Here is a 20,559-nt window from a genome sequence, read left to right on the forward strand (position 1 = left end):
TATAAATGCATTGTTCCCACTCTTTATAGTGAGAGCAATGCATTTTTTTATTTACACATACTGGGGAATGTGGTTTTATTATATTTATTAGGATATCCATTCATGTAGCTCATCAAATTGATATAAATTGACCTTCGTTCCGATTGGGCGAAGTTTTGTGAAAATAATTCCTAAGTACTGCTTCTGCACCATTAATGTTAAAAGCTAAAATAAGCGTTAGTGTAAAAAGTAATAGGTAATTAATTCTCTTAATGGATATGACTGACTTTTTTTCTTGAGAGGGCGAACAGATGCCCGACTATCCTTGACAGAGCTTGAGGCTAGCTATACAATTAAATATGTATAATTTCTGAATTATGACTTTAAATAGGCAGTACATTCTGACTTCATTTATAAGGCTTTTGAAGACCTATTAAATGAAGATGAAGCCTCTGGCAGATGTCAAGGATTTTGAAAGAAATGAATAATAAGATGTTAGCCTTAGATTTTCGCATCCTGCAAAAACGGCTAATGTATCTGCTTCGGTAAAAACGCCACTTCCTGTGATTTTACCGAATGTCAGACATCGTGTCTGCACCTTGTGCAGAATTAAACATGATTTAAAATCCGAGATGCAATTATTATGCCAAGGCGAATTTGATGTATGCGCCGACTGAAACTGTAATACCCAAATAGCAAGAGGAGGTGTTCATATGGATGGAATTACTATCATCTCCGCTTTGCTTGGACTCATCGTTGGTGCCGCTGTTAGCTATATCTATATGAAAAAAGTGAATGACTCAAAAATCACTGGTGCTAAACATGTCGCTGAAACTATCGTTGAAGAAGGAAAACGAGAAGCGGAGGCATTGAAGAAAGAAGCACTACTTGAGGCCAAAGATGAAACTCACAAATTTCGTACTGAAGCAGAAAATGACATTCGTGAACGTCGTTCAGAACTTCAGAAACAAGAGAACCGTTTATTGCAAAGAGAAGAGAATCTTGATCGCAAAGATGATGCTCTAAATAAGAGAGAAGCAAGCTTAGAGCGTAAAGAACAAGCCCTAAGCGAAAGACAACAGCATATTGAACAGATGGAAAGCAAAGTGGACGAGCTCGTTGCCTTGCAAAAATCAGAGCTAGAACGAATTTCTGCTTTAACTAGAGATGAAGCAAAAGCTATAATCTTAGGAGAAGTAGAAAAAGAGCTAACAACTGATATTGCTGTGATGACGAAGGAAGCTGAGACACGTGCGAAGGAAGAATCAGATAAAAAAGCACGTGAAATTTTATCATTGGCGCTGCAACGTTTTGCAGCAGATCATGTTGCTGAGACAACAGTATCTGTCGTGAACTTGCCAAATGATGAAATGAAAGGTCGTATTATTGGTCGTGAAGGTCGTAACATCCGAACTTTGGAAACGTTAACAGGTATAGATTTAATTATTGATGATACTCCAGAGGCGGTTATTTTATCAGGCTTTGATCCAATTCGTCGTGAAACGGCGCGACTTGCACTTGAAAAACTTGTACAGGATGGCCGCATTCACCCTGCTCGAATTGAGGAAATGGTGGAAAAAGCTCGTCGTGAAGTGGATGAACAAATCCGCGAAACAGGTGAGCAAACAACATTTGAAATTGGTATTCATAACTTACATCCGGATTTAATGAAGATTTTAGGCCGCATGAAATACCGTACAAGCTATGGACAAAACGTCCTGAAACATTCAATTGAGGTCGCATATTTAGCAGGCTTACTTGCTGCTGAACTTGGTGAAGACGTAGCATTAGCTCGCCGTGCAGGCTTATTACACGATATTGGTAAGGCAATAGACCATGAAGTTGAAGGTAGCCATGTCGAAATCGGTGTGGAATTAGCAACAAAATACAAAGAACATCCGGTCGTTATAAACAGTATTGCTTCTCACCATGGTGATACAGAAGCAACATCTGTCATCGCGGTATTAGTGGCTGCAGCTGATGCGTTGTCAGCGGCTCGTCCAGGTGCTCGAAGTGAGACGCTTGAAAACTATATCCGTAGACTTGAAAAGTTAGAGGAAATTTCTGAAAGCTATGATGGTGTAGAAAAATCCTTTGCGATTCAGGCTGGTCGTGAAATTCGTATAATTGTACAACCTGAAAAAATTGATGACTTAGCCTCACATCGCTTAGCACGAGATATCCGCAAGCGAATTGAAGAAGAACTTGATTATCCAGGCCATATAAAAGTAACGGTTATTCGTGAAACACGTGCCGTGGAATATGCGAAATAAATAATATAAAAGATACTCTACTTAATTATGTAGGGTATCTTTTTTTGTTGTTAAAAAAGTTAAAAGAACTATTTTTTCTTAAAAAAAGAGACTAATTAATAATATTGTTAGCAGAAATAGCAAGAAATTATTAGAACTTTTTTAGTTATAATATGGTAATATTATGAGAGGCAGGATTAATAAGGGTTAATATCCAGTCACTCGATAGAAAATAGTATAATGTTAGTTTATAAATTTTCTATCCGACCTGGTGTATTAATACGTAAGTAATTATAGTATTGGAGGCAATTAGAGATGAAAAAAAGTTCAAAAAAGAAAATGTTTAATGTAGCAATGGCTACAGCAGTAGCTTCAGGTGCAATTGTAGCAAGTTCTCCAGCAATTGCTGATGCAGCAGCGGTAACATTTAAAGATGTACCAGCAAACAGTGTTCATGCAGAAGCGATTAGTAATTTAGCAGAGCGTGGAATTATTAATGGTTTCCCGGACGGTACATTCGGACCAAGTAAAATCGTTACACGCGGTCAAGCTGCAAAAATCATTGCAGGCGTTTTAGAATTAGATACGAAAAACGTAAAGAATCCAAACTTCAAAGATGTAAAAACAACTCACCCGTTTTATGGTGCAATTGCTGCATTAAAAGCTGAAGGTATTATTACTGGTAATGGAGATGGTACATACGGTCTAAATGATCCGTTAACACGTGGTCAAATGGCGAAAATCATCGTTGAGGCATTTGATTTAGAAGGCGAAACAACAACACCATTTACGGATGTGCCAGAAAATAATATTTACGCAAAATACATTAAAGTTTTATATGGCAATAATGTAACAACAGGAACAACACCAATAACGTATATGCCAAACGGAATTGTAACACGCGGTGAATTAGCATCGTTTGTTGTTCGTGCTGAATCAACAGAAACTTCTGAAACAACTACTGTATCAGCTAAAATCACAGAAGTAAAAGCAGGTCAAGTTGTAACTTCAAAAGGTACATTTAAAATTGCTCCTTCTGTTGCTAAAATCTTCAATGAAGCAAATGCAGCAGCGTTAAAAAATGCTGATGTTGAGTTGATTGTTGAAAATGGAAAAATTACGGGCATTAAAAGCTTAACATTAAATGCAGAAAACACTACGTTTAATGCAGGTGGCGTTTTAATTCCGAATTTAGTAGTAGATGCTGCTAAAGTTACGATCAGCGATGTAAAAGCAGATACATTACAAATCAATAAAGACGGCGTAACAGTCGATGGTGCAACAATCACTAAAGAAATCAATATTGGTAAGAATATTACTGTTACTTTAAAAAATGTTAAAGCACCAGTAGTGAATCTTGGAGAAGGTTCAAAATTAACATTAGATACAAAAACAGTGATTGATAAGCTTAATTTACCAGCAAACGCGAAACTAGAAAACGTTATTACTAACTTCGCAGAACTTAAAGATAAAATTAAAGATATTATTAAAAATGCCGTAGTAGGTGGAAATACATCTGGCGGTGGCGGTACAAGTGGTGGTAGTACCGGCGGTGGTAATGGTAACACGACTAATTTAGATGGAACTATCGACAGTGTCATCGAGAAGTTAATTAGTAAATTTGATGACCAGTATAGTTATGTAGCTGTGGAACAGGATAAAACTAACAATGTATTGAAATTTGAAATTGTTGAGCCAAATGTAACACTTTCAAAAGTGAAATCTGATATGGCGAAATTTGACGCTGAAAATTCTATTGCTGATATCATAACAGATCCTAGCTTAGAAGGTATTGGTTTTGCTTATGATAAGTTAGTATCAATAACTGAGGGTAGTAATACTTATTCTAAAAAACAATTATTAGACAAAAATTTCACAAAGGACCTTATTATGAAATTTGTGGACGCTAACCAAGGTTCGGCAAAAACAATTGGCGAACTAGAAGGAAAATCAACTACTGTAACAGTTAACTTCGGTTCAAGCTATTCAGCTGTTGCGTATGAATTGAAAATTGTAAACGAGAAATAAGAAGCTAAAAGTCATAATCATAATCCCCCAAAACATTATGTTTTGGGGGATTTGACTGAAAGGTTAATATTAATGTTTTTTGAAAAGGAGGTAAAATCATACAGATGAGTAAAAGTCAAAGTCAAAGTAAAAGTAAAAGTAAGAAAAAGCGAAAAAAGTTAAAATGGTTCCTCCTTAGTTTTCTTGTTATCGTCCTGGCTGTAGGGGGATATATTTTATATGAATTTAAGTTAAAAACATACGATGTAGCGGATGAGCAAGTAGATGCTATTGTCGATGAAGGTTTTACCCTAGCATTACCGGATGGCACAGAAGTGAAAGTAGATGCAAAGGGAAAAATTCAAGATGAGGTAGTATCAGGTAAATATAAATTAGAAAATGAAGATGTATATGTAGTAATTAAAAACAATCGTATTGTAAAAGTAATCGATGTGAACGGTCAGGAAATTACACATAATGCAGTAAAACCTAATTTAACTGTTGAAAAAAAGAATAATCAAGTTGTTATTCTTACAGAAGACGGTAGCAACATTACAGTCAAACCTGGCAAGACTGGAACAACTGGAACAACTGGAACAACTGGAACAACTGGAACAACTGGAACAACTGGAACAACTGGCAAGCCGGGAGTTACTGAACCTGAACAAAAACCTACAGTTGCAAATATTAAAGACAAATATGCAAGTTCTTTTAGTGCACTTGAATCTCAAGCGGAATCAAAGCTTTATGGTCTCATTGGACTTGCTCAAGAAGAATATGGCAACAAAAAGGGAAATGGTGAAAGTGTCAGCTTTGGTTACTTATACAACAAATATATGGCGGCTGCGTCAGGGATGGAAGCAAGTACAGATGCAGCGTTCGAAAGTCTGATGGGAGTTGTAGAATCAGATTTAGAGAATAATGGATTTAATAAATCCTATGCGTCAAGTTTCCGTGATGAGTATGAGGCTACGAAAGAATCGCTTAGATCACAACTATACAGCAAAGCATTAGGGAAGAAATAAAGAACTTCTAGCTTATTAGCTAGAAGTTCCTCTACCATATTTATTCTTCAGATGTACAAAGCATAAAAAAACACATGCTCCCATGCTATCTAGTAGCACATCTTTGTAGGACGGAGTACGACCGCCTGTTAAGAATTGATGATATTCATCAAAACTAGCGAAGACAGCTGTGAGTAGTAAGGCAATGATAAAACGATACTTTGAAAAAGAAAGTACCCGATAAAATCCTAGGGCCAATAGTCCGAAAAGAAAGAAATGAACGCCTTTACGAATTATAAATTCGATAAATAAATAGTAGCCTCTTTCTTCTATTGAAATAACAGTACCGAAATACGAAATCGAAAAGCTCGATAATAGAGCCTCAAACGGCTTATTTGGAAGTAGGGTTTGTAATGTAGCGTTTAGGGACTGTTCCTCATACGTTTGACTCGAGGAAATCAATAAAAATAGTATGATAAGCGACGGAAGAACTAATTTTTTCATAACGTCATATTATCATAAGATTCCAAAATAGGAAATAGGATACATAAAATTTATCTTCATTCAGCAAAAATCATCGCCTCTAGGTGGCGAAATGAATGCGATTGTAGTGATAGTAAGTGTTCAAGCGTCAACTGAATGGAGATAAAGCCTCTGGCGAATGTCACGGATTTTGAATGGAATCAATTGTGCGAGCGTAATTCAATATCTTGATGCATTTACGCCGGGTGTGATAAATTGGGTAATATAAAAAATTTACCCATAATTAGTGTATAATAAGTAAAGACATACAATAGAAAGAGGTTTATAGCAGTGGAAGAAACAATCAGTCTACAAGATATTTTTCGCACAATAAGAAAACGTGCCGTAATGATTATTAGTTTAACAGTTTTATCAATCATTGTAGCAGCTATCATTAGCTTCTATGTCCTTACCCCAATCTATCAAGCATCAACCCAAATACTAGTAAACCAGCAGAAAACCGATCAACAAATTCAAACTACAGAAATTCAAACCAATTTACAGTTGATTAATACATATAATGTAATTATTAAAAGCCCAGCTATTCTATCAAAAGTAATCGAGCGTTTAGATTTAGAGCTGACACCTAGCGAACTAGCAAATCAAATTATTGTGTCCAATGCACAAAATTCTCAAGTGGTAGATGTCAGCGTACAAGATAACTTAGCGTTTAGGGCGGTAGATATTGCAAATACAACAGCTCAAGTCTTTCAAGAGCAAATTCAAGTATTAATGAAGGTGGATAATGTAAATGTTTTATCGCCAGCATTACTACCCGAAGACCCTTCTCCAGTTAAGCCCAATAAAATGTTAAATATCGCGATTGCAGCGGTCTTAGGGTTGATGGTCGGTGTGGGTTTAGCTTTCTTACTAGAATATTTAGATACGACTGTAAAAACAGAATCAGATGTAGAAGAGCTATTACAATTACCGATTATTGGATTAGTTAGTCCAATCGATGATAAGGATTTAGAGCTAACAACACCAGAAGTGAGAAAACTTAGAAAGTAGAGGGGAACAGATGTTTAAACTGAAAAAAAGAAAGAAAAATACTACTACTACTTTAGCTAGAAAATTGATAACGGTGGCAAATGCTAAATCTGTCGTTTCTGAGCAATTTAAAACCATTCGGACGAATATTAATTTTTCAATGCCTGATAAAGATATTAAAACATTATTGATTACTTCCTCGACACCAGGTGAAGGGAAATCTACCATGTCGTCGAATACAGCCGTTGTTTTTGCACAGGAAAACAAAAAAGTATTACTCATAGATGCAGATATGCGAAAGCCGACAGTGCATCATACGTTCAGCTTAAAAAATAGTGTTGGTCTAGCCAATTTGTTAACCCGCCAAGCAAAAGTAGAACAAGCCGTTCAAAAAACAGAGGTTGAAGGTTTACATATAATTACAAGTGGACCGATACCACCAAATCCAGCTGAGCTATTAGCCTCTAATATGATGAGCAACTTAATAGATGAATTAAGTAAGCAATATGATGCCATTATATTTGATGCACCACCGATTTTATCTGTAACGGATGCACAAATTTTATCCAACAATTGTGATGGAACAATTATTGTAGTCAACTCAGGTGTAGCTGAAAAAGCCGGCGTATTGAAGGCAAAGGAAGCATTAGAGCAATCACAGGCAAATATTTTAGGCGTAGTTCTAAACAACTTCAAGCTAGAACGCGATCATTATTATTATCAATACTATGGTTCCGCAGAGTAATCGACATCATGCCGCTTACTCTTTTTCCTATGAATAAGGAGGTTCGACAATGTTCGACATACATAGTCATATATTATTTGGGGTAGATGATGGTCCAAAAACGATCGAGCAGTCGCTTGAAATGCTGATGCAAGCTGAAAAGGAAGGCATTACAGATATACTCGCAACCTCACATGCATGCCATCCGCAGTATCATGTGCAGCCCGCAGATGTATGGCAGCAAGTGCCGCAGCTTCAACACGCATTAGATGAACGTGGCATTAAGCTAAAAATCCATACGGGTCATGAGGTACGCATAACCAATGATTTAATTGAAAAATTAGAGCGAAAGGAAGTGTTAGCGCTCGCAACCTCACAGTACGTACTACTTGAGCTACCGTCAAGCAATGTACCAACATATACCAAAAATATGATTGTGTTATTAAAATCGGCAGGTTTTACACCAATCATCGCACATCCTGAACGAAACAAAGCAATAGCTGAAAAACCAGCACGACTCGAACAACTGATCCGTGAAGGAGCGGTAGCCCAAATAACAGCGGGGAGCTTAGCTGGACATTTTGGCAAATCGATTCAAAAGCTATCACTTGAATTAGTACAGGCCAATCTCGTTCATACATATGGGTCAGATGTACATAATTTAACGACGCGCCCATTTCTTTTCGACGAAGGACTTAGCTTCTTAGAAAAGAAAAAGCAACTAGATGCTGTCGATATATTACTAGAAAATAATGCGAGGATATTGGAAAATAGAACATTTATTCTACACGAACCAGATGAAATACGTTCAAAAAAATGGTGGCAATTCTTTTAATGGGTAAATAGAAGGAAATTAATTTAAAAAGGTTTTTATAATCAGGATGAACACGTTCTTATATCACTATAAAAGCGGTAAAAATATCTAAAAATGGCTAAAAGTGTTTAAAAATCTGCTAACATATGGTATCATCTTATTGTTTCCATATTTGTTATAGTGTTTAATCTATATTTTTGATTTTTATAGAAAGAGGTAGTCGTAATGGATTATAAAACCAGATTCACAGCGTTTTCTATATTAGACTCCGTTATTGTACTAACGGCAATCTATATGAGCTATTGGCTCCTTCATCCGGATATTCATATTTTCTCCAATTTACTCATCTTAATTAGTGCATTCACACTTTTAGTTAGCCACCACATTACAGCTTATATTTTCCATCTATACGATCGGGTTTGGAGTGTTGCATCCGTCCGTGAACTACTAACGATTGCCTATGCAGTAACTATTACAGTTGCGATAGCGGGAATTGTTCAATATATCATAAATCAAGATGTGTATTATCGAGTATTAGCGATTACATGGATGCTTCATATTCTTATGATCGGAGGATCACGTTTTCTACTACGTGTTTTAAATGACCGTACGATCGTGAAAAGAAGCGGTGATTTAAAGCGTGTATTAATAGTAGGTGCTGGACAAGCTGGCACAATGCTTGCTCGTTCATTACGTCAAAACCCTTCTCCAGAATACTATCCAGTGGCATTTTTGGATGATGACATGACGAAACAAAACTTGACCTTATTTAATACACGTGTGATCGGAACGACGAAAGATGTGGCAAAGCTAGTAGAGCATATGAATATTGCAGAAATCATTTTAGCTATGCCTTCCTTGTCAAAAGAAGGCATTCGAGAAGTATATAACCGCTGTACTGTTGCCAAAGTTCCAGTAAAAGTAATGCCACGTATTGAGGATGTTATGACAGGGAATGTTTCTGTCAATGACATGAGACAAGTGAAAATAGAGGATCTGTTAGGAAGAGATGAAGTCAAGCTAGATATGATGGCTATTTCAGAAAAGCTTACAGATAAAACGATTCTTGTTACAGGGGCTGGAGGTTCCATCGGTTCTGAAATTTGTCGCCAAGTTCTAAAATTCCAGCCATCCAAGCTTATTTTACTAGGGCATGGTGAAAACTCTATTTATACGATACATATGGAATTAAACGAAAATGGGAAAAGTCATACAGAATTAGTACCAATTATTGCGGATGTACAAGATCGCGAAAGAATTTTCGAGATAGTTGAAATGTATAAACCGGATGTCATCTATCACGCCGCCGCGCATAAGCACGTTCCATTGATGGAATATAATCCACGTGAGGCTGTAAAGAATAATGTATTTGGTACAAAAAATATCGCAGATGCTGCCCATATAGTAGGAGTATCGAATTTTGTACTAATTTCAACAGATAAAGCCGTCAACCCTCCAAATGTGATGGGCGCAACAAAACGCATTGCCGAAATGATCATTCAAAATATCGCCACTTACAGCAATACGAAATTTGCCGCTGTACGATTTGGAAATGTTCTAGGTTCACGAGGAAGCGTAGTCCCGCGTTTCACAGCCCAGATTGCTGCAGGTGGTCCTGTCACTGTGACACATCCTGACATGACACGCTACTTCATGACGATCCCAGAAGCATCAAGGCTTGTACTGCAAGCAGGTACACTCGCAAAAGGTGGAGAGGTGTTCGTACTCGATATGGGAGAACCCGTAAAAATAGTCGACCTAGCCAAAAATCTGATTCGTTTATCTGGTTTCTCTGAAGATGAAATCAAAATCGAATTTTCAGGCATTCGTCCTGGGGAAAAGATGTATGAGGAATTGCTGAACTCGGAGGAGATTCAGGAGGAGCATGTGTATCCGAAGATTCATGTGGGGAAAGCAAATTCTATGGACGGTTCCCAATTATTGGAATTTATTAGGGAGCTAGAAACGCTTGATATAGAAATGACCAAAAAGCAAGTGATAGAGGTTGCGAATGGAAACTGGGATACTTATAGTCCACTGTCAATAGGGATGTAACTATGGAAGACTCCAATAAACTACAAATCTACGAAAAGAGGGATAGTAAATGACGACACAACTTCTACAGACGACAATATTGAATGATTCACTCATTCAAATTAATTGGTCTGATTACGAAGTTCCTGTAGCCAACATACATCATCACTTGGAAACAACAATAGATGAGCCAACAGGATGGTTGCATCTACCACTTGAAAATCAAGAGAATTTATTAAATTCGATTCAGTGTGTAGCGGGTGAAATAAAATTACAAGCGGATGTGCTTGTAGTAGTTGGTGTAGGAGGGTCCTTTTTAGGTGCTAGAGCGATTCAAGATGCACTTACGCCATACTTTGGGCAACATCGAAATGGTATTGAGGTTGTATATGTTGGTCAAAATATGAGTGGGGCGTATATAAAACAATTACTTGAAAGTTTAGCGACAAAAGAAGTTTATGTGAATGTCATTTCAAAATCAGGTACGACAATGGAACCTGCATTGGCCTTTCGTGTAATTCGCTCATTTATGAACCAGCGCTATGGAGAAGAAGCAAAAAATCGCATTATCGTAACGACAGACGCCAAAAGAGGAGTATTGAAGCAAATTGCTGATGATGCTGACTATCGTCAATTTGTGATTCCTGAAAATATTGGAGGGCGTTACTCGGTTTTAACACCGGTTGGTTTGTTACCCGTTGCTGTAGCTGGTATAAATATTGGACAACTTTTAGAAGGTGCCAAAGAAGCGGCAATCAAATTAAAGAACGAACAGCTTGAGACAAACGAAGCTTATCGCTATGCAGTCATTCGTCACGCTCTCTATTCAAAAGGTTATCAAATTGAAATGCTGGCATCATTTGAACCAGCTCTTGCGAAATTTCACGATTGGTGGAAACAATTATTCGGTGAAAGTGAAGGAAAAGACAAAAAGGGCCTATATCCGACAACAGTAAACTTCTCTACAGATTTACATGCCATTGGACAATTCATTCAAGACGGAAGCCCAATCATCTTTGAAACATTACTTCATTTTCATGATATTACGGACGATTGCCGTGTTCCATATGTAGAAAAAAATGAGGATAAGCTTAACTACTTAAGCTCGCGTACATTCAACGAAATTAACGCAATTTCCAAACAAGGAACAGCCCTTGCCCATGCGGAGGGAGGCGTACCTGTCATTCAGCTTGAATTGGCACGGCTCGACGCCTACCATCTAGGCTATCTCATTTATTTCTTTATGAAAGCTTGCGCAATGAGTGCCTACCTTTTAAATGTAAATCCATTTGATCAGCCAGGTGTCGAAGCGTATAAGAAAAAAATGCTTGAATTATTGAATGAACAGAAGGTGTCAAATTGAGTATAGTAGAAGACCAATACAGACAATGGCTAAAGGAAGCAGTTCCTTCCTATTTAAAAGAAGAATTATTAGCCATTGTAAATGATGCATCACAAATTGAAGATCGGTTTTATCAATACTTACAGTTTGGTACAGCTGGTATGCGTGGGGTGTTAGGTGCAGGTACAAATCGGATGAATATCTACACGATTCGCCGAGCTGCATACGGGCTAGCACAGTATATTATAGAAAACGGAGAAATAGCCAAACAGCGTGGTGTTGTCATTGCCTATGATACACGCCATTTCTCAAAGGATTTTGCTATTGAAACTGCTCTAGTGCTGGGGGCATTAGGGGTGAAGGTATTTGTATTTAGCGAAGCACGACCAACACCTGAATTATCATTTGCAGTAAGGTATTTAAACGCTTTTGCAGGAGTGGTCATTACCGCTAGTCACAATCCAAAACAATATAATGGTTTTAAAGTTTATGGGGAGGACGGGGCACAACTGACGCCGTCTGCTATTCAAACAATCATTGAAAAACTAGAGGATATTAAAAATATTTTTGATATCCCAACAACACCATGGCACACATTAGAGCAACATCAAACTGTAGAATGGATTTTACATACTATTGACCAAGCCTATCAAGATAAATTACATGGCTTAAAACACCGTACAAATATTGACTTCACTATACCAATTGTTTACTCGCCTCTACATGGTGCAGGTCTAGTACCGGTACAACAAGGTTTACAAGCATTTGGTTTTACAAACGTCCATATTGTAGAACAACAAGCTGTGCAAGATGGCAATTTTCCAACGGTACCATATCCAAATCCAGAGGAAGCGGCAGCCTTTACGTACGCCATACAAAAAGGGACCGAAACAGGTGCACAAATACTGTTAGCAACCGATCCTGACGCAGATCGATTAGGTGTGGCAGTAAAAACAGAGAATGGCTATCAATTATTAACAGGTAACCAGTTAGGTGCACTCATCTTACAGTATTTGCTTGAGGCGAAAAAAGAAACAAATGAGCTGCCTGAAAATGGAGTTATGCTCAAAACAATTGTTACTTCTGAACTTGGTGCAGTAATTGCTAAGCAATATGGGATTGAAACTGTGAACACACTAACAGGCTTTAAATACATTGCCGAGAAGATTGCTGAGTACGACCAATCAATGGAAAAAACGTACCTATTCGGATACGAAGAAAGTTATGGCTATTTGATCCAAAGCTTTGTGCGTGATAAGGATGCAGTCCAAGTTGCATTGGTAGTAGCAGAGATGGTGGCTTACTACGCAACAAAACAACAAACGTTACTAGATGTTCTAGACAGTTTATTTAATCAATATGGCTATTATCATGAAGCATTACAGTCACAAACTTTTGAAGGAATTACAGGTCAAAAGGAAATGCAAGCTTTACTACAAAACTATAGAGAAAATAGAATTTTTGACATTGCGGGCCAAAAGGTACTTGTAGTAGAAGATTACTTAACGCAACAAGCCAATCATCAAGATGGCTCCATTACAAAACTCAATTTACCAAAAGAAAATGTCTTAAAGTTTATTTTAGAAGATCAATCATGGGTAGCGATTCGTCCTTCCGGAACAGAGCCGAAATGTAAGTTTTACTTTGGTACAGTAGCTAGTACGAAAGAACAAGCGCAACTAAAGCTACAACAATTACAGGTAGCCTTTATGACAAAATAGTAGTTGAAAGGAAGTACATAGAACGATGAAGAAAGTCAAAAAAGCAATCATTCCAGCAGCAGGACTAGGTACACGCTTTTTACCGGCAACAAAGGCTATGCCAAAAGAAATGCTACCAATTGTAGATAAACCTACGATCGAATACATTGTGGAAGAAGCCATCGCATCGGGTATAGAAGATATTATTATCGTAACTGGTAAAGGGAAACGAGCTATTGAAGATCACTTCGACCGAAATATTGAACTGGAAGAAAATTTAGCTTCAAAAGGAAAACTAGATTTACTGAACAAAATCAATCAATCATCGAATGTAGAAATTCACTACATTCGCCAAAAACAACCAAAAGGATTGGGTCACGCAGTTTGGTGTGCACGTAATTTTATTGGTGACGAACCTTTTGCCGTACTACTAGGTGACGATATTGTTCGTGCAGAACAACCTTGCACAAAACAGCTGATTGAACAGTACGAAGCAACAGGCTCTTCTGTCATCGGTGTTCAAACAGTAGCAGACAATGAAACAAATCGCTACGGCATTATCGATCCAGTCTCTTCAAACGAGAGACTCTATGAAGTAAGAAACTTTGTAGAAAAACCTAAGCTAGGAACCGCACCTTCCAACTTAGCCATCATGGGGCGCTACGTTCTAACACCTGATATTTTTGAGTTTCTTGACTTACAGGAAACAGGTGCTGGTGGAGAAATTCAGCTAACGGATGCGATTCAAAAGCTTAATGAGAGACAAAATGTCTACGCTTACGACTTTGAAGGCAAACGCTATGATGTTGGTGAAAAGTTAGGATTTGTAAAAACAATGATTGAGCTGGCTTTAGAGAATGATGAGATCAAAGATGAGTTGAGTGCATATTTAGCGGAAATTATTGGTGAAACGAAGGTTTGATCTTAATTACTAAATCTCAAGTAATAAATTTAAATAGGTAATGTTCCTATGATTTTTATTAATTAGTTAATTTGTAAGAAATGAAATGATTAAGAGAAATAATTGTTAAGCCATAATAAGAGATAAAGTTCTAATGAACAAAAAAATTTAGTCAATATATTAAAAATAACTTAAGCTAGAACGGGTTCAGCTAAGTTGAAGTTGTCGAAGATAAATGGTCTGAATTTTTTAAGAATCACTTCGATAATAGCCTTTTTAAGTTTATCTATACACTATATAAATCATTTCTACGTTCGGATGATACTTGAAAGATTAAATAGAACGCGCGTTTATTTACCATAATTATACAGTGATTAATGGATTCATTTGCAAAAAGATAAGAGTTTTTCACACACCTTTTTCTTTCTCGTGCCAGGGCACAAAAAGAAAAAGGTGTGTGAAATCAGCGAATGATTAGAATTTGATATTGTTTTTCTTATGTACTTGTACATTTATAAATTTAGGCGAAATGTAGGCAATCTAGGCCGCAAATAGCTGATTAAACAGTGCGTTTTGGTCGCATCAAATAGTAGGGTTACTTTCGAATTCTGTTTGATACAGTGGAAAAACGATTCAATTGTCCAGCGTGATTTATATATGTCAGCGATTTTAAGCTGTCGTTTCCATCAAATCTGTCAAAACGCATTTTTCTATGCCTTCATCATGATCTGTAAAATGGACTATACTGTATCGCTTTTCCGTTTGTTTTTGTGGTGTTCCTATTGTGCATATGAAATCAGCGATTATGTTAGAGTCCTTGGTACGACTACCTTGAACTCCTTTTGCGGTTAGATATCATATTATCTTTAAGCTTAATACAAAATATAGCTTTTCATTAACGATCCACTTTCTCGATTGAAAATTAGGCATGTACACAAGTGAGGATAAAACGCTTATCTTTCGAACTTACATCCACTAGACCATAAAGCTTGTACCTTGTTGTTTCAACACTTGAAGTGGTAATGTCGTTTCATTTGTGAGACTTTCGTGCATTTCGATCCCTAAACGTTCTCGATGATAAATCGCCCAGGGTAAGCGTGTTTTCCCAACCGTAACAGTTGTCTAGTCAATAGAAAAAAGCGTTTTGGACATATTCAAAGTTCGGAGTGCTGTACGTTTTAATTTCCCTATCAGTACGTAGAAAACACGCTTAATGATGTCATAATCTAACGCTTTCAAATGCTTGGAAAGTGAAGAGTGATCAATTGAAACTAGTCCAGTACTAAGGTCAACGTAAGCTGAGTAACGTAAACTTTCCCACTATTTTATCCCATTGCAATTAATTTCGAAATGAGAGTTGAAACAGTAGATTTATGTGCCGTTTCAATATATTCAAATTCAAATAAAATGCTCTGAAGTTCAGTCGTGGATAGAAGATTTTGAATGAGTGTAAATATAGTATTATGCTTGTACTATGAGAGATTTTAGTTTCGTAAATGTTTTTATGGAGACTACTATTTCACATGAGAATTTTGCTTTTTTATGCAATATCACAGTAATAAATCAGAAAATTTGAGATTGGGATAAAGTGGTGTTAAAAAAATTGAAAGTTAGTTATTTGAAAAGGCTGAGTTAAAGTGAAAAATATTCTAAATGTTTTTAATCTAAAATTTTATAAAAAGCGAGGAAATAAAAAATGATTGATACAGAATTAAGAAATATACCTTTCTCTCCGCCGGATATTACAGATTTGGAAATTGAAGAAGTCATAAAAACAATAAAATCTGGTTGGATAACAACAGGGCCAAGAACAAAAGAATTTGAAAAAAGAATAGCTGAGTACACTGGAACAAATAAAGCTGTTTGCTTAAATTCTGCTACGGCAGCTATGGAGCTTACCCTTCGTATCTTAGGTGTTGGTCCAGGAGATGAGGTCATTACTTCAGCTTATACCTACACTGCATCTGCTTCCATAATAGAACATATTGGAGCAAAAATTATACTCGTTGATACTGCTCCAGACTCTTTTGAAATGGATTATTCAAAACTTGCTGATGCAATTACAGAGAAGACAAAAGTTATAATTCCGGTTGATATAGCAGGGAAAATGTGTGATTACGATACGATATATAAAGTAGTAGAAAGTAAAAAAGGACTTTTTAAAGCCAACAATGAATTTCAAACTTTATTTAATAGAGTAATAGTTATGACGGATGGTGCTCATGCGTTTGGAGCTAAGAGGGACGGAGTGAAGTGTGGACAGGTTGCAGATTTTACATGCTTTTCTTTTCATGCAGTAAAGAATTTGACAACGGCTGAAGGTGGAGCTGTTGTTTGGCGTGGTATTTTGGGATTGGATGATGAGTGGCTTTATAAGCAATTCATGCTTTACAGCCTACATGGCCAGTCTAAAGATGCGCTAGCGAAAACGCAAAAAGGTGACTGGGAATATGACATTGTCTATCCTGGTTACAAATGTAATATGACTGACATTATGGCTAGTTTTGGTTTGATTCAACTTAATAGATACGAATCTCTATTGAAAAGGAGAAAAGAGATTATTGAGATATATGATAAAGCTCTTTTGCCATTAGGTATTCAAAGTTTACAACATTATGGTATAGACTTTGCCTCGTCAGGTCACCTATATTTGACTAGAATATCTGGAATAGGTGAAAAAGAAAGAAATAAAATTATAGTAAAGATGGCTGAGGCGGGTGTAGTATGTAACGTCCATTATAAACCGCTACCTATGTTTACGGCTTATAAGAACTTAGGATTTGATGTACAGAATTACCCAAATGCTTATAAGCAGTATGTTAATGAAATTACACTTCCACTTCACACATTATTGAGTGATACGGATGTGGAATATATAATTGAAAGTTTCAAAAGAGCATTGGTTGAAGTAATAAAATGTTAATTTCTGTGATAGGAAATGAATGAGTAGTATTAAAATAGGAGCATAGAAATGAAATTAACGTTCTGAAGATAGTGATTGATTGAAACGCTATTATAACTACTCATAGCAATCTGGTGTTTGATATTAAAAAGAATATAAAACCCTATAACCTGTTCAATAATAGAGTAACACATCTTTAATTGATAATTATAATAATTTAATTTGTAAAAACTGGGAAAGAGTTCTGGTGCATTTTGAAAGTTTAAGTGATTATTTTGTGAAGTGAGGGGAAATGATGTACAAGAAGTTCATTAAAAGACTAATAGATATAACAATTGGTTTGTTGGGATTGCTATTTATGATTCCCTTATTATTGATAATTTCGCCAATTATATATTTCGGGGATCGTGGACCGATATTTTATAATGCGGAAAGGCGAGGCCTTAATGGAGAAGTGTTCAAGATGTATAAATTTAGGTCTATGTATGTTAATGCACCTGATATTAGAAATGATGATTCTTCAGCATATAGCAGTGATACTGATAGTCGAGTGACTAGAGTTGGGCGTATCTTAAGAAAAACATCTCTAGATGAAATCCCTCAATTTCTTAATGTGCTAAAAGGTGATATGAGCTTGATAGGACCAAGACCGAATCTGGTTTCTAAACCATTAGATTCATTTGATGAGTTTGAATTGAAAAGAATTACTGTTAGGCCAGGGATAACAGGATATAATCAATCCTATTTTAGGAATTCGATATCTCAAAAAGAGAAGTATGTAAATGACTGTTATTATGTTGATCATATTTCTTTTGTTTTTGATGTTAAAATTTTTTTAAAGACAGTTAAAACAGTTCTTTTAGTTAAAAATATTAATACAAATTCAATTAAAGAGAAAGGTAACGAATTAGGTAATTAAAATGATTAAGGATAAAAAATTACTTGTTGTAGGTGGATCATATCTACAGTTGCCAGCAATTATTAAGGCAAAGGAAATGGGACTACAAGTCGCAGTTGCAGATTATAATCCAAATGCTATAGGTGTTTCCTACGCAGACAAATATTACAATGTGAGCACAGTAGATGAAAAAGGAATTTATGAAGCAGCTAAAAACTTTTGTGCAGATGGTGTGACAACCTTAGCAACGGATATGCCTATTCGTGCAGTATCTTTTGCTTGTGAAAAATTAGGGTTAAGTAGTATTTCTTATGATACTGCAATAAAATCTACGGACAAGGGTGAGATGATTAAGGCTTTTGATGCTCAAGGAGTTTCACATCCTTGGTACTTTATTTTAGAAGATATCGAGCAACTTAGTAGTATTGAAAGTAAAATCGTTTATCCATGTATAAGTAAACCATTAGATAGTTCTGGTAGCAGGGGTGTCGTGCTTATCAACTGCCCAGAGGAACTAAGAGAGTCTATTGAGTATAGTTCAACACAAGGAAGGAATACAGGAGTTATCATCGAAGAATTCATGCGTGGTAAAGAAGTAAGTGTTGAAATAATGGTTGTCAATGAAAAAGTACATATACTGGCGGTTACAGATAAATTGACAACCGGAGCGCCACATTTTGTTGAAATGTGTCATAGTCAGCCAAGTAGACTTGGCGAAAAAAACGTTAATAGAATTAGAGAACTTGCAATAAAAGCTGTTTTGGCGGTAGGAATTAAAAACGGGCCAGCTCATGTGGAAATTATGCTCACAGAAGATGGACCTAAAGTAATTGAACTTGGTGCTCGGATGGGAGGTGATTTTATATCTACTCACTTAGTGCCACTTTCAACAGGTATAGATATGGTGAAAGCAGTAATTGATTTAGCTTGTGGTGAAGGGGTAGATTTAATTCCTAAGTTTGATAGAGGAAGTTCTATTCAGTATATCTCTGGGGATGTAGGCGTCATTAAAAATATTGATGGCCTAGACTTAGCAAGTAAAATAGATGGTGTTTTTGAGGTTAAGATGTTAAAAAATGTAGGAGAACTGTCGAAGGTAATTTGCAATAGTCTTGATCGATTAGGATATGTAATTGCTCAAGGCCCGTCAGTATTAGAAGCGAGGGATATTTGTAAAAGTGCACTTACTTGCATTGATTTAGAAATTGATAAGAGTAAAGGAGATGTTTGTAATGCTTAAAAGTAAACGTTTATTAGTATTAGGGGCAGGTAGAGGCCAAGTAGGTTTAATAAAGACTGCAAAAGAGATGGGAATTATTACAGTGGTTGGTACTATGCCAAATAATAATCCACCGGGGATAGAACTTGCAGATGAAGTATGTTATGTTGACATCTCCAATCCAGATGAGGTCTTGAAAAAGGCGAGAGATTTAAAGCTTGATGGTATATCGACATGTTGTTTAGATACTGGAGTTACTGCTTTGGGGAAATCTTGTGAACAATTGGGCTTAAGAGGACTAAAGGAAGCTGCAGCAGTGCTATGCCAGGACAAGCTTAAGATGAAAACGGCATTGATTGAGAGCGGTATTAGCACCGCTAAGTTTTTAAAAGTATCTTCAGAGGATGAGCTAAAGGAATCTCTCAAAAAACTTATGTTACCTGTTATTATAAAAGCAACTGATTTGCAGGGAAGTAAAGGAATTTATATTGCTCATACAGAACAAGAAGCGTATGAAGGATTTAGAAGTGCAATGCTAGAGACAAGTAGGGATTATTGCATTATAGAGGAATTTATAGAGGGATGGGAATTTGGCGCACAGTCTTTTGTATATAATGGGGAAGTTTTATTTGTTATGCCTCACGGCGATAATACATTTATGAGTCATACAGCAATTCCTGTTGGGCATTTTGTTCCCATTAACTGTTCAGAAGATATAAGAAGACAAACAGAAGTATGTGTGCGTGAGGCAATAAAAGCACTAGACCTTGATAATTGTGCTGTAAATGTAGATTTGATTGTTAAAGATGGGAAAGTATATATAATCGAGCTTACTGGTCGAGTGGGGGCAAATTGTCTTCCTGAATTAGTTTCAATTAATTTTGGAATTAACTATTATCAAATGATTGTAGCCATGGCTTTAGGTGATAATCCAAAGGAAATTTGGGATAAACGAGACAAACAAACTAATGCTGGGTTAGCCAAGATGCTCTTTTCCGAAAAAGAAAACGGTATTCTTAAAAAAATCGAATATACTGGCTCCATAGATAAAGATTTATTAGAAATTACATTCTTTAAAGTACCAGGTGATGAAATTAGAGCCTTTAAAAATTCGAATGATTGTATCGGTCAAGTAATTGTAAAGGGTAAAACTTATGAAGAATGTGAAGTGAAAGTTGAACAAATAAAAAAAGAAATTGAAATAGAATTACTCTAAGATATAACAATTTTACAGTTGTTTAATTGTTATATTGTATACATCTTTTAGTAAG

At 36.4% G+C, this 20,559-nt stretch carries 15 protein-coding genes; 14 read left to right on the top strand and 1 reads right to left on the bottom strand.

Annotated features, from left to right (window positions below; genetic code table 11):
* Positions 1-692: 692 nt before the first annotated feature.
* From rny to ACQKMI_RS08995, 3 genes are all read left to right on the top strand, one after another.
* Positions 693-2,252 (top strand): ribonuclease Y, encoded by a 1,560-nt coding sequence (gene rny / locus ACQKMI_RS08985; protein ID WP_427414900.1) that lies wholly within the window; start codon positions 693-695, stop codon positions 2,250-2,252.
* Positions 2,253-2,546: 294 nt separating this feature from the next.
* Positions 2,547-4,259, top strand: a complete 1,713-nt coding sequence (locus tag ACQKMI_RS08990; RefSeq protein ID WP_427488202.1) for an S-layer homology domain-containing protein — start codon at positions 2,547-2,549, stop codon at positions 4,257-4,259.
* Positions 4,260-4,363: 104 nt separating this feature from the next.
* Positions 4,364-5,263: a hypothetical protein gene (locus ACQKMI_RS08995; RefSeq protein WP_427488203.1), complete on the top strand. Its 900-nt coding sequence runs from the start codon at positions 4,364-4,366 to the stop codon at positions 5,261-5,263.
* A 15-nt stretch (positions 5,264-5,278) separates the two neighbouring features.
* On the opposite strand, the gene ACQKMI_RS09000 is transcribed toward ACQKMI_RS08995, so the two are convergent.
* A complete protein-coding gene (locus ACQKMI_RS09000) occupies positions 5,279-5,746 on the bottom strand; it encodes a VanZ family protein (protein WP_427488204.1) in 468 nt (155 codons plus the stop codon).
* Between the two features lie 309 nt (positions 5,747-6,055).
* Between ACQKMI_RS09000 and ACQKMI_RS09005 the strand changes: the two genes are divergently transcribed.
* The 11 genes from ACQKMI_RS09005 (at position 6,056) to ACQKMI_RS09055 (ending at position 20,504) form a co-directional block, all read left to right on the top strand.
* Positions 6,056-6,775 carry a YveK family protein gene (locus ACQKMI_RS09005; protein ID WP_427488205.1) on the top strand — a complete coding sequence of 240 codons (720 nt, stop codon included), beginning with the start codon at positions 6,056-6,058 and terminating at the stop codon, positions 6,773-6,775.
* Positions 6,776-6,785: 10 nt separating this feature from the next.
* A complete protein-coding gene (locus ACQKMI_RS09010; protein ID WP_427488206.1) occupies positions 6,786-7,499 on the top strand; it encodes a CpsD/CapB family tyrosine-protein kinase in 714 nt (237 codons plus the stop codon).
* 49 nt (positions 7,500-7,548) lie between these two features.
* Positions 7,549-8,313 (top strand): tyrosine-protein phosphatase, encoded by a 765-nt coding sequence (locus ACQKMI_RS09015; protein WP_427488207.1) that lies wholly within the window; start codon positions 7,549-7,551, stop codon positions 8,311-8,313.
* A 204-nt stretch (positions 8,314-8,517) separates the two neighbouring features.
* Positions 8,518-10,347, top strand: a complete 1,830-nt coding sequence (locus ACQKMI_RS09020; protein WP_427488208.1) for a polysaccharide biosynthesis protein — start codon at positions 8,518-8,520, stop codon at positions 10,345-10,347.
* 49 nt (positions 10,348-10,396) lie between these two features.
* The gene (locus tag ACQKMI_RS09025) at positions 10,397-11,689 is read left to right on the top strand and encodes a glucose-6-phosphate isomerase (RefSeq protein ID WP_427488209.1); all 1,293 of its coding nucleotides are present in this window, start codon (positions 10,397-10,399) and stop codon (positions 11,687-11,689) included.
* Positions 11,686-13,389, top strand: coding sequence for a phospho-sugar mutase (locus tag ACQKMI_RS09030; protein WP_427488210.1), 1,704 nt, complete (start codon positions 11,686-11,688; stop codon positions 13,387-13,389). The genes ACQKMI_RS09025 and ACQKMI_RS09030 overlap by 4 nt, the downstream gene beginning before the upstream one ends.
* 25 nt (positions 13,390-13,414) lie before the next feature.
* Positions 13,415-14,290: a UTP--glucose-1-phosphate uridylyltransferase GalU gene (gene galU, locus ACQKMI_RS09035; RefSeq protein WP_427488211.1), complete on the top strand. Its 876-nt coding sequence runs from the start codon at positions 13,415-13,417 to the stop codon at positions 14,288-14,290.
* A 1,675-nt stretch (positions 14,291-15,965) separates the two neighbouring features.
* Positions 15,966-17,192, top strand: coding sequence for a DegT/DnrJ/EryC1/StrS family aminotransferase (locus tag ACQKMI_RS09040; protein WP_427488212.1), 1,227 nt, complete (start codon positions 15,966-15,968; stop codon positions 17,190-17,192).
* A 274-nt stretch (positions 17,193-17,466) separates the two neighbouring features.
* A complete protein-coding gene (locus tag ACQKMI_RS09045) occupies positions 17,467-18,090 on the top strand; it encodes a sugar transferase (protein ID WP_427488213.1) in 624 nt (207 codons plus the stop codon).
* Between the two features lies 1 nt (position 18,091).
* A complete protein-coding gene (locus tag ACQKMI_RS09050; RefSeq protein ID WP_427488214.1) occupies positions 18,092-19,309 on the top strand; it encodes an ATP-grasp domain-containing protein in 1,218 nt (405 codons plus the stop codon).
* Entirely contained in the window at positions 19,302-20,504 is a 1,203-nt protein-coding gene (locus ACQKMI_RS09055; protein ID WP_427488215.1) for an ATP-grasp domain-containing protein, read from the top strand. Before ACQKMI_RS09050 ends, ACQKMI_RS09055 begins: the two co-directional genes overlap by 8 nt.
* Positions 20,505-20,559 lie beyond the last annotated feature (55 nt).

Source organism: Lysinibacillus sp. NPDC097214 (genome assembly GCF_050277945.1).
Classification (GTDB): domain Bacteria; phylum Bacillota; class Bacilli; order Bacillales_A; family Planococcaceae; genus Lysinibacillus; species Lysinibacillus xylanilyticus_B.

Coding starts and splice junctions, on each gene's coding strand:
- rny (WP_427414900.1), top strand. CDS start 693: ATGGATGGAATTACTATCATCTCCGCTTTGCTTGGACTCATCGTTGGT.
- ACQKMI_RS08990 (WP_427488202.1), top strand. CDS start 2,547: ATGAAAAAAAGTTCAAAAAAGAAAATGTTTAATGTAGCAATGGCTACA.
- ACQKMI_RS08995 (WP_427488203.1), top strand. CDS start 4,364: ATGAGTAAAAGTCAAAGTCAAAGTAAAAGTAAAAGTAAGAAAAAGCGA.
- ACQKMI_RS09000 (WP_427488204.1), bottom strand. CDS start 5,746: ATGAAAAAATTAGTTCTTCCGTCGCTTATCATACTATTTTTATTGATT.
- ACQKMI_RS09010 (WP_427488206.1), top strand. CDS start 6,786: ATGTTTAAACTGAAAAAAAGAAAGAAAAATACTACTACTACTTTAGCT.
- ACQKMI_RS09015 (WP_427488207.1), top strand. CDS start 7,549: ATGTTCGACATACATAGTCATATATTATTTGGGGTAGATGATGGTCCA.
- ACQKMI_RS09020 (WP_427488208.1), top strand. CDS start 8,518: ATGGATTATAAAACCAGATTCACAGCGTTTTCTATATTAGACTCCGTT.
- ACQKMI_RS09025 (WP_427488209.1), top strand. CDS start 10,397: ATGACGACACAACTTCTACAGACGACAATATTGAATGATTCACTCATT.
- galU (WP_427488211.1), top strand. CDS start 13,415: ATGAAGAAAGTCAAAAAAGCAATCATTCCAGCAGCAGGACTAGGTACA.
- ACQKMI_RS09040 (WP_427488212.1), top strand. CDS start 15,966: ATGATTGATACAGAATTAAGAAATATACCTTTCTCTCCGCCGGATATT.
- ACQKMI_RS09045 (WP_427488213.1), top strand. CDS start 17,467: ATGTACAAGAAGTTCATTAAAAGACTAATAGATATAACAATTGGTTTG.
- ACQKMI_RS09050 (WP_427488214.1), top strand. CDS start 18,092: ATGATTAAGGATAAAAAATTACTTGTTGTAGGTGGATCATATCTACAG.
- ACQKMI_RS09055 (WP_427488215.1), top strand. CDS start 19,302: ATGCTTAAAAGTAAACGTTTATTAGTATTAGGGGCAGGTAGAGGCCAA.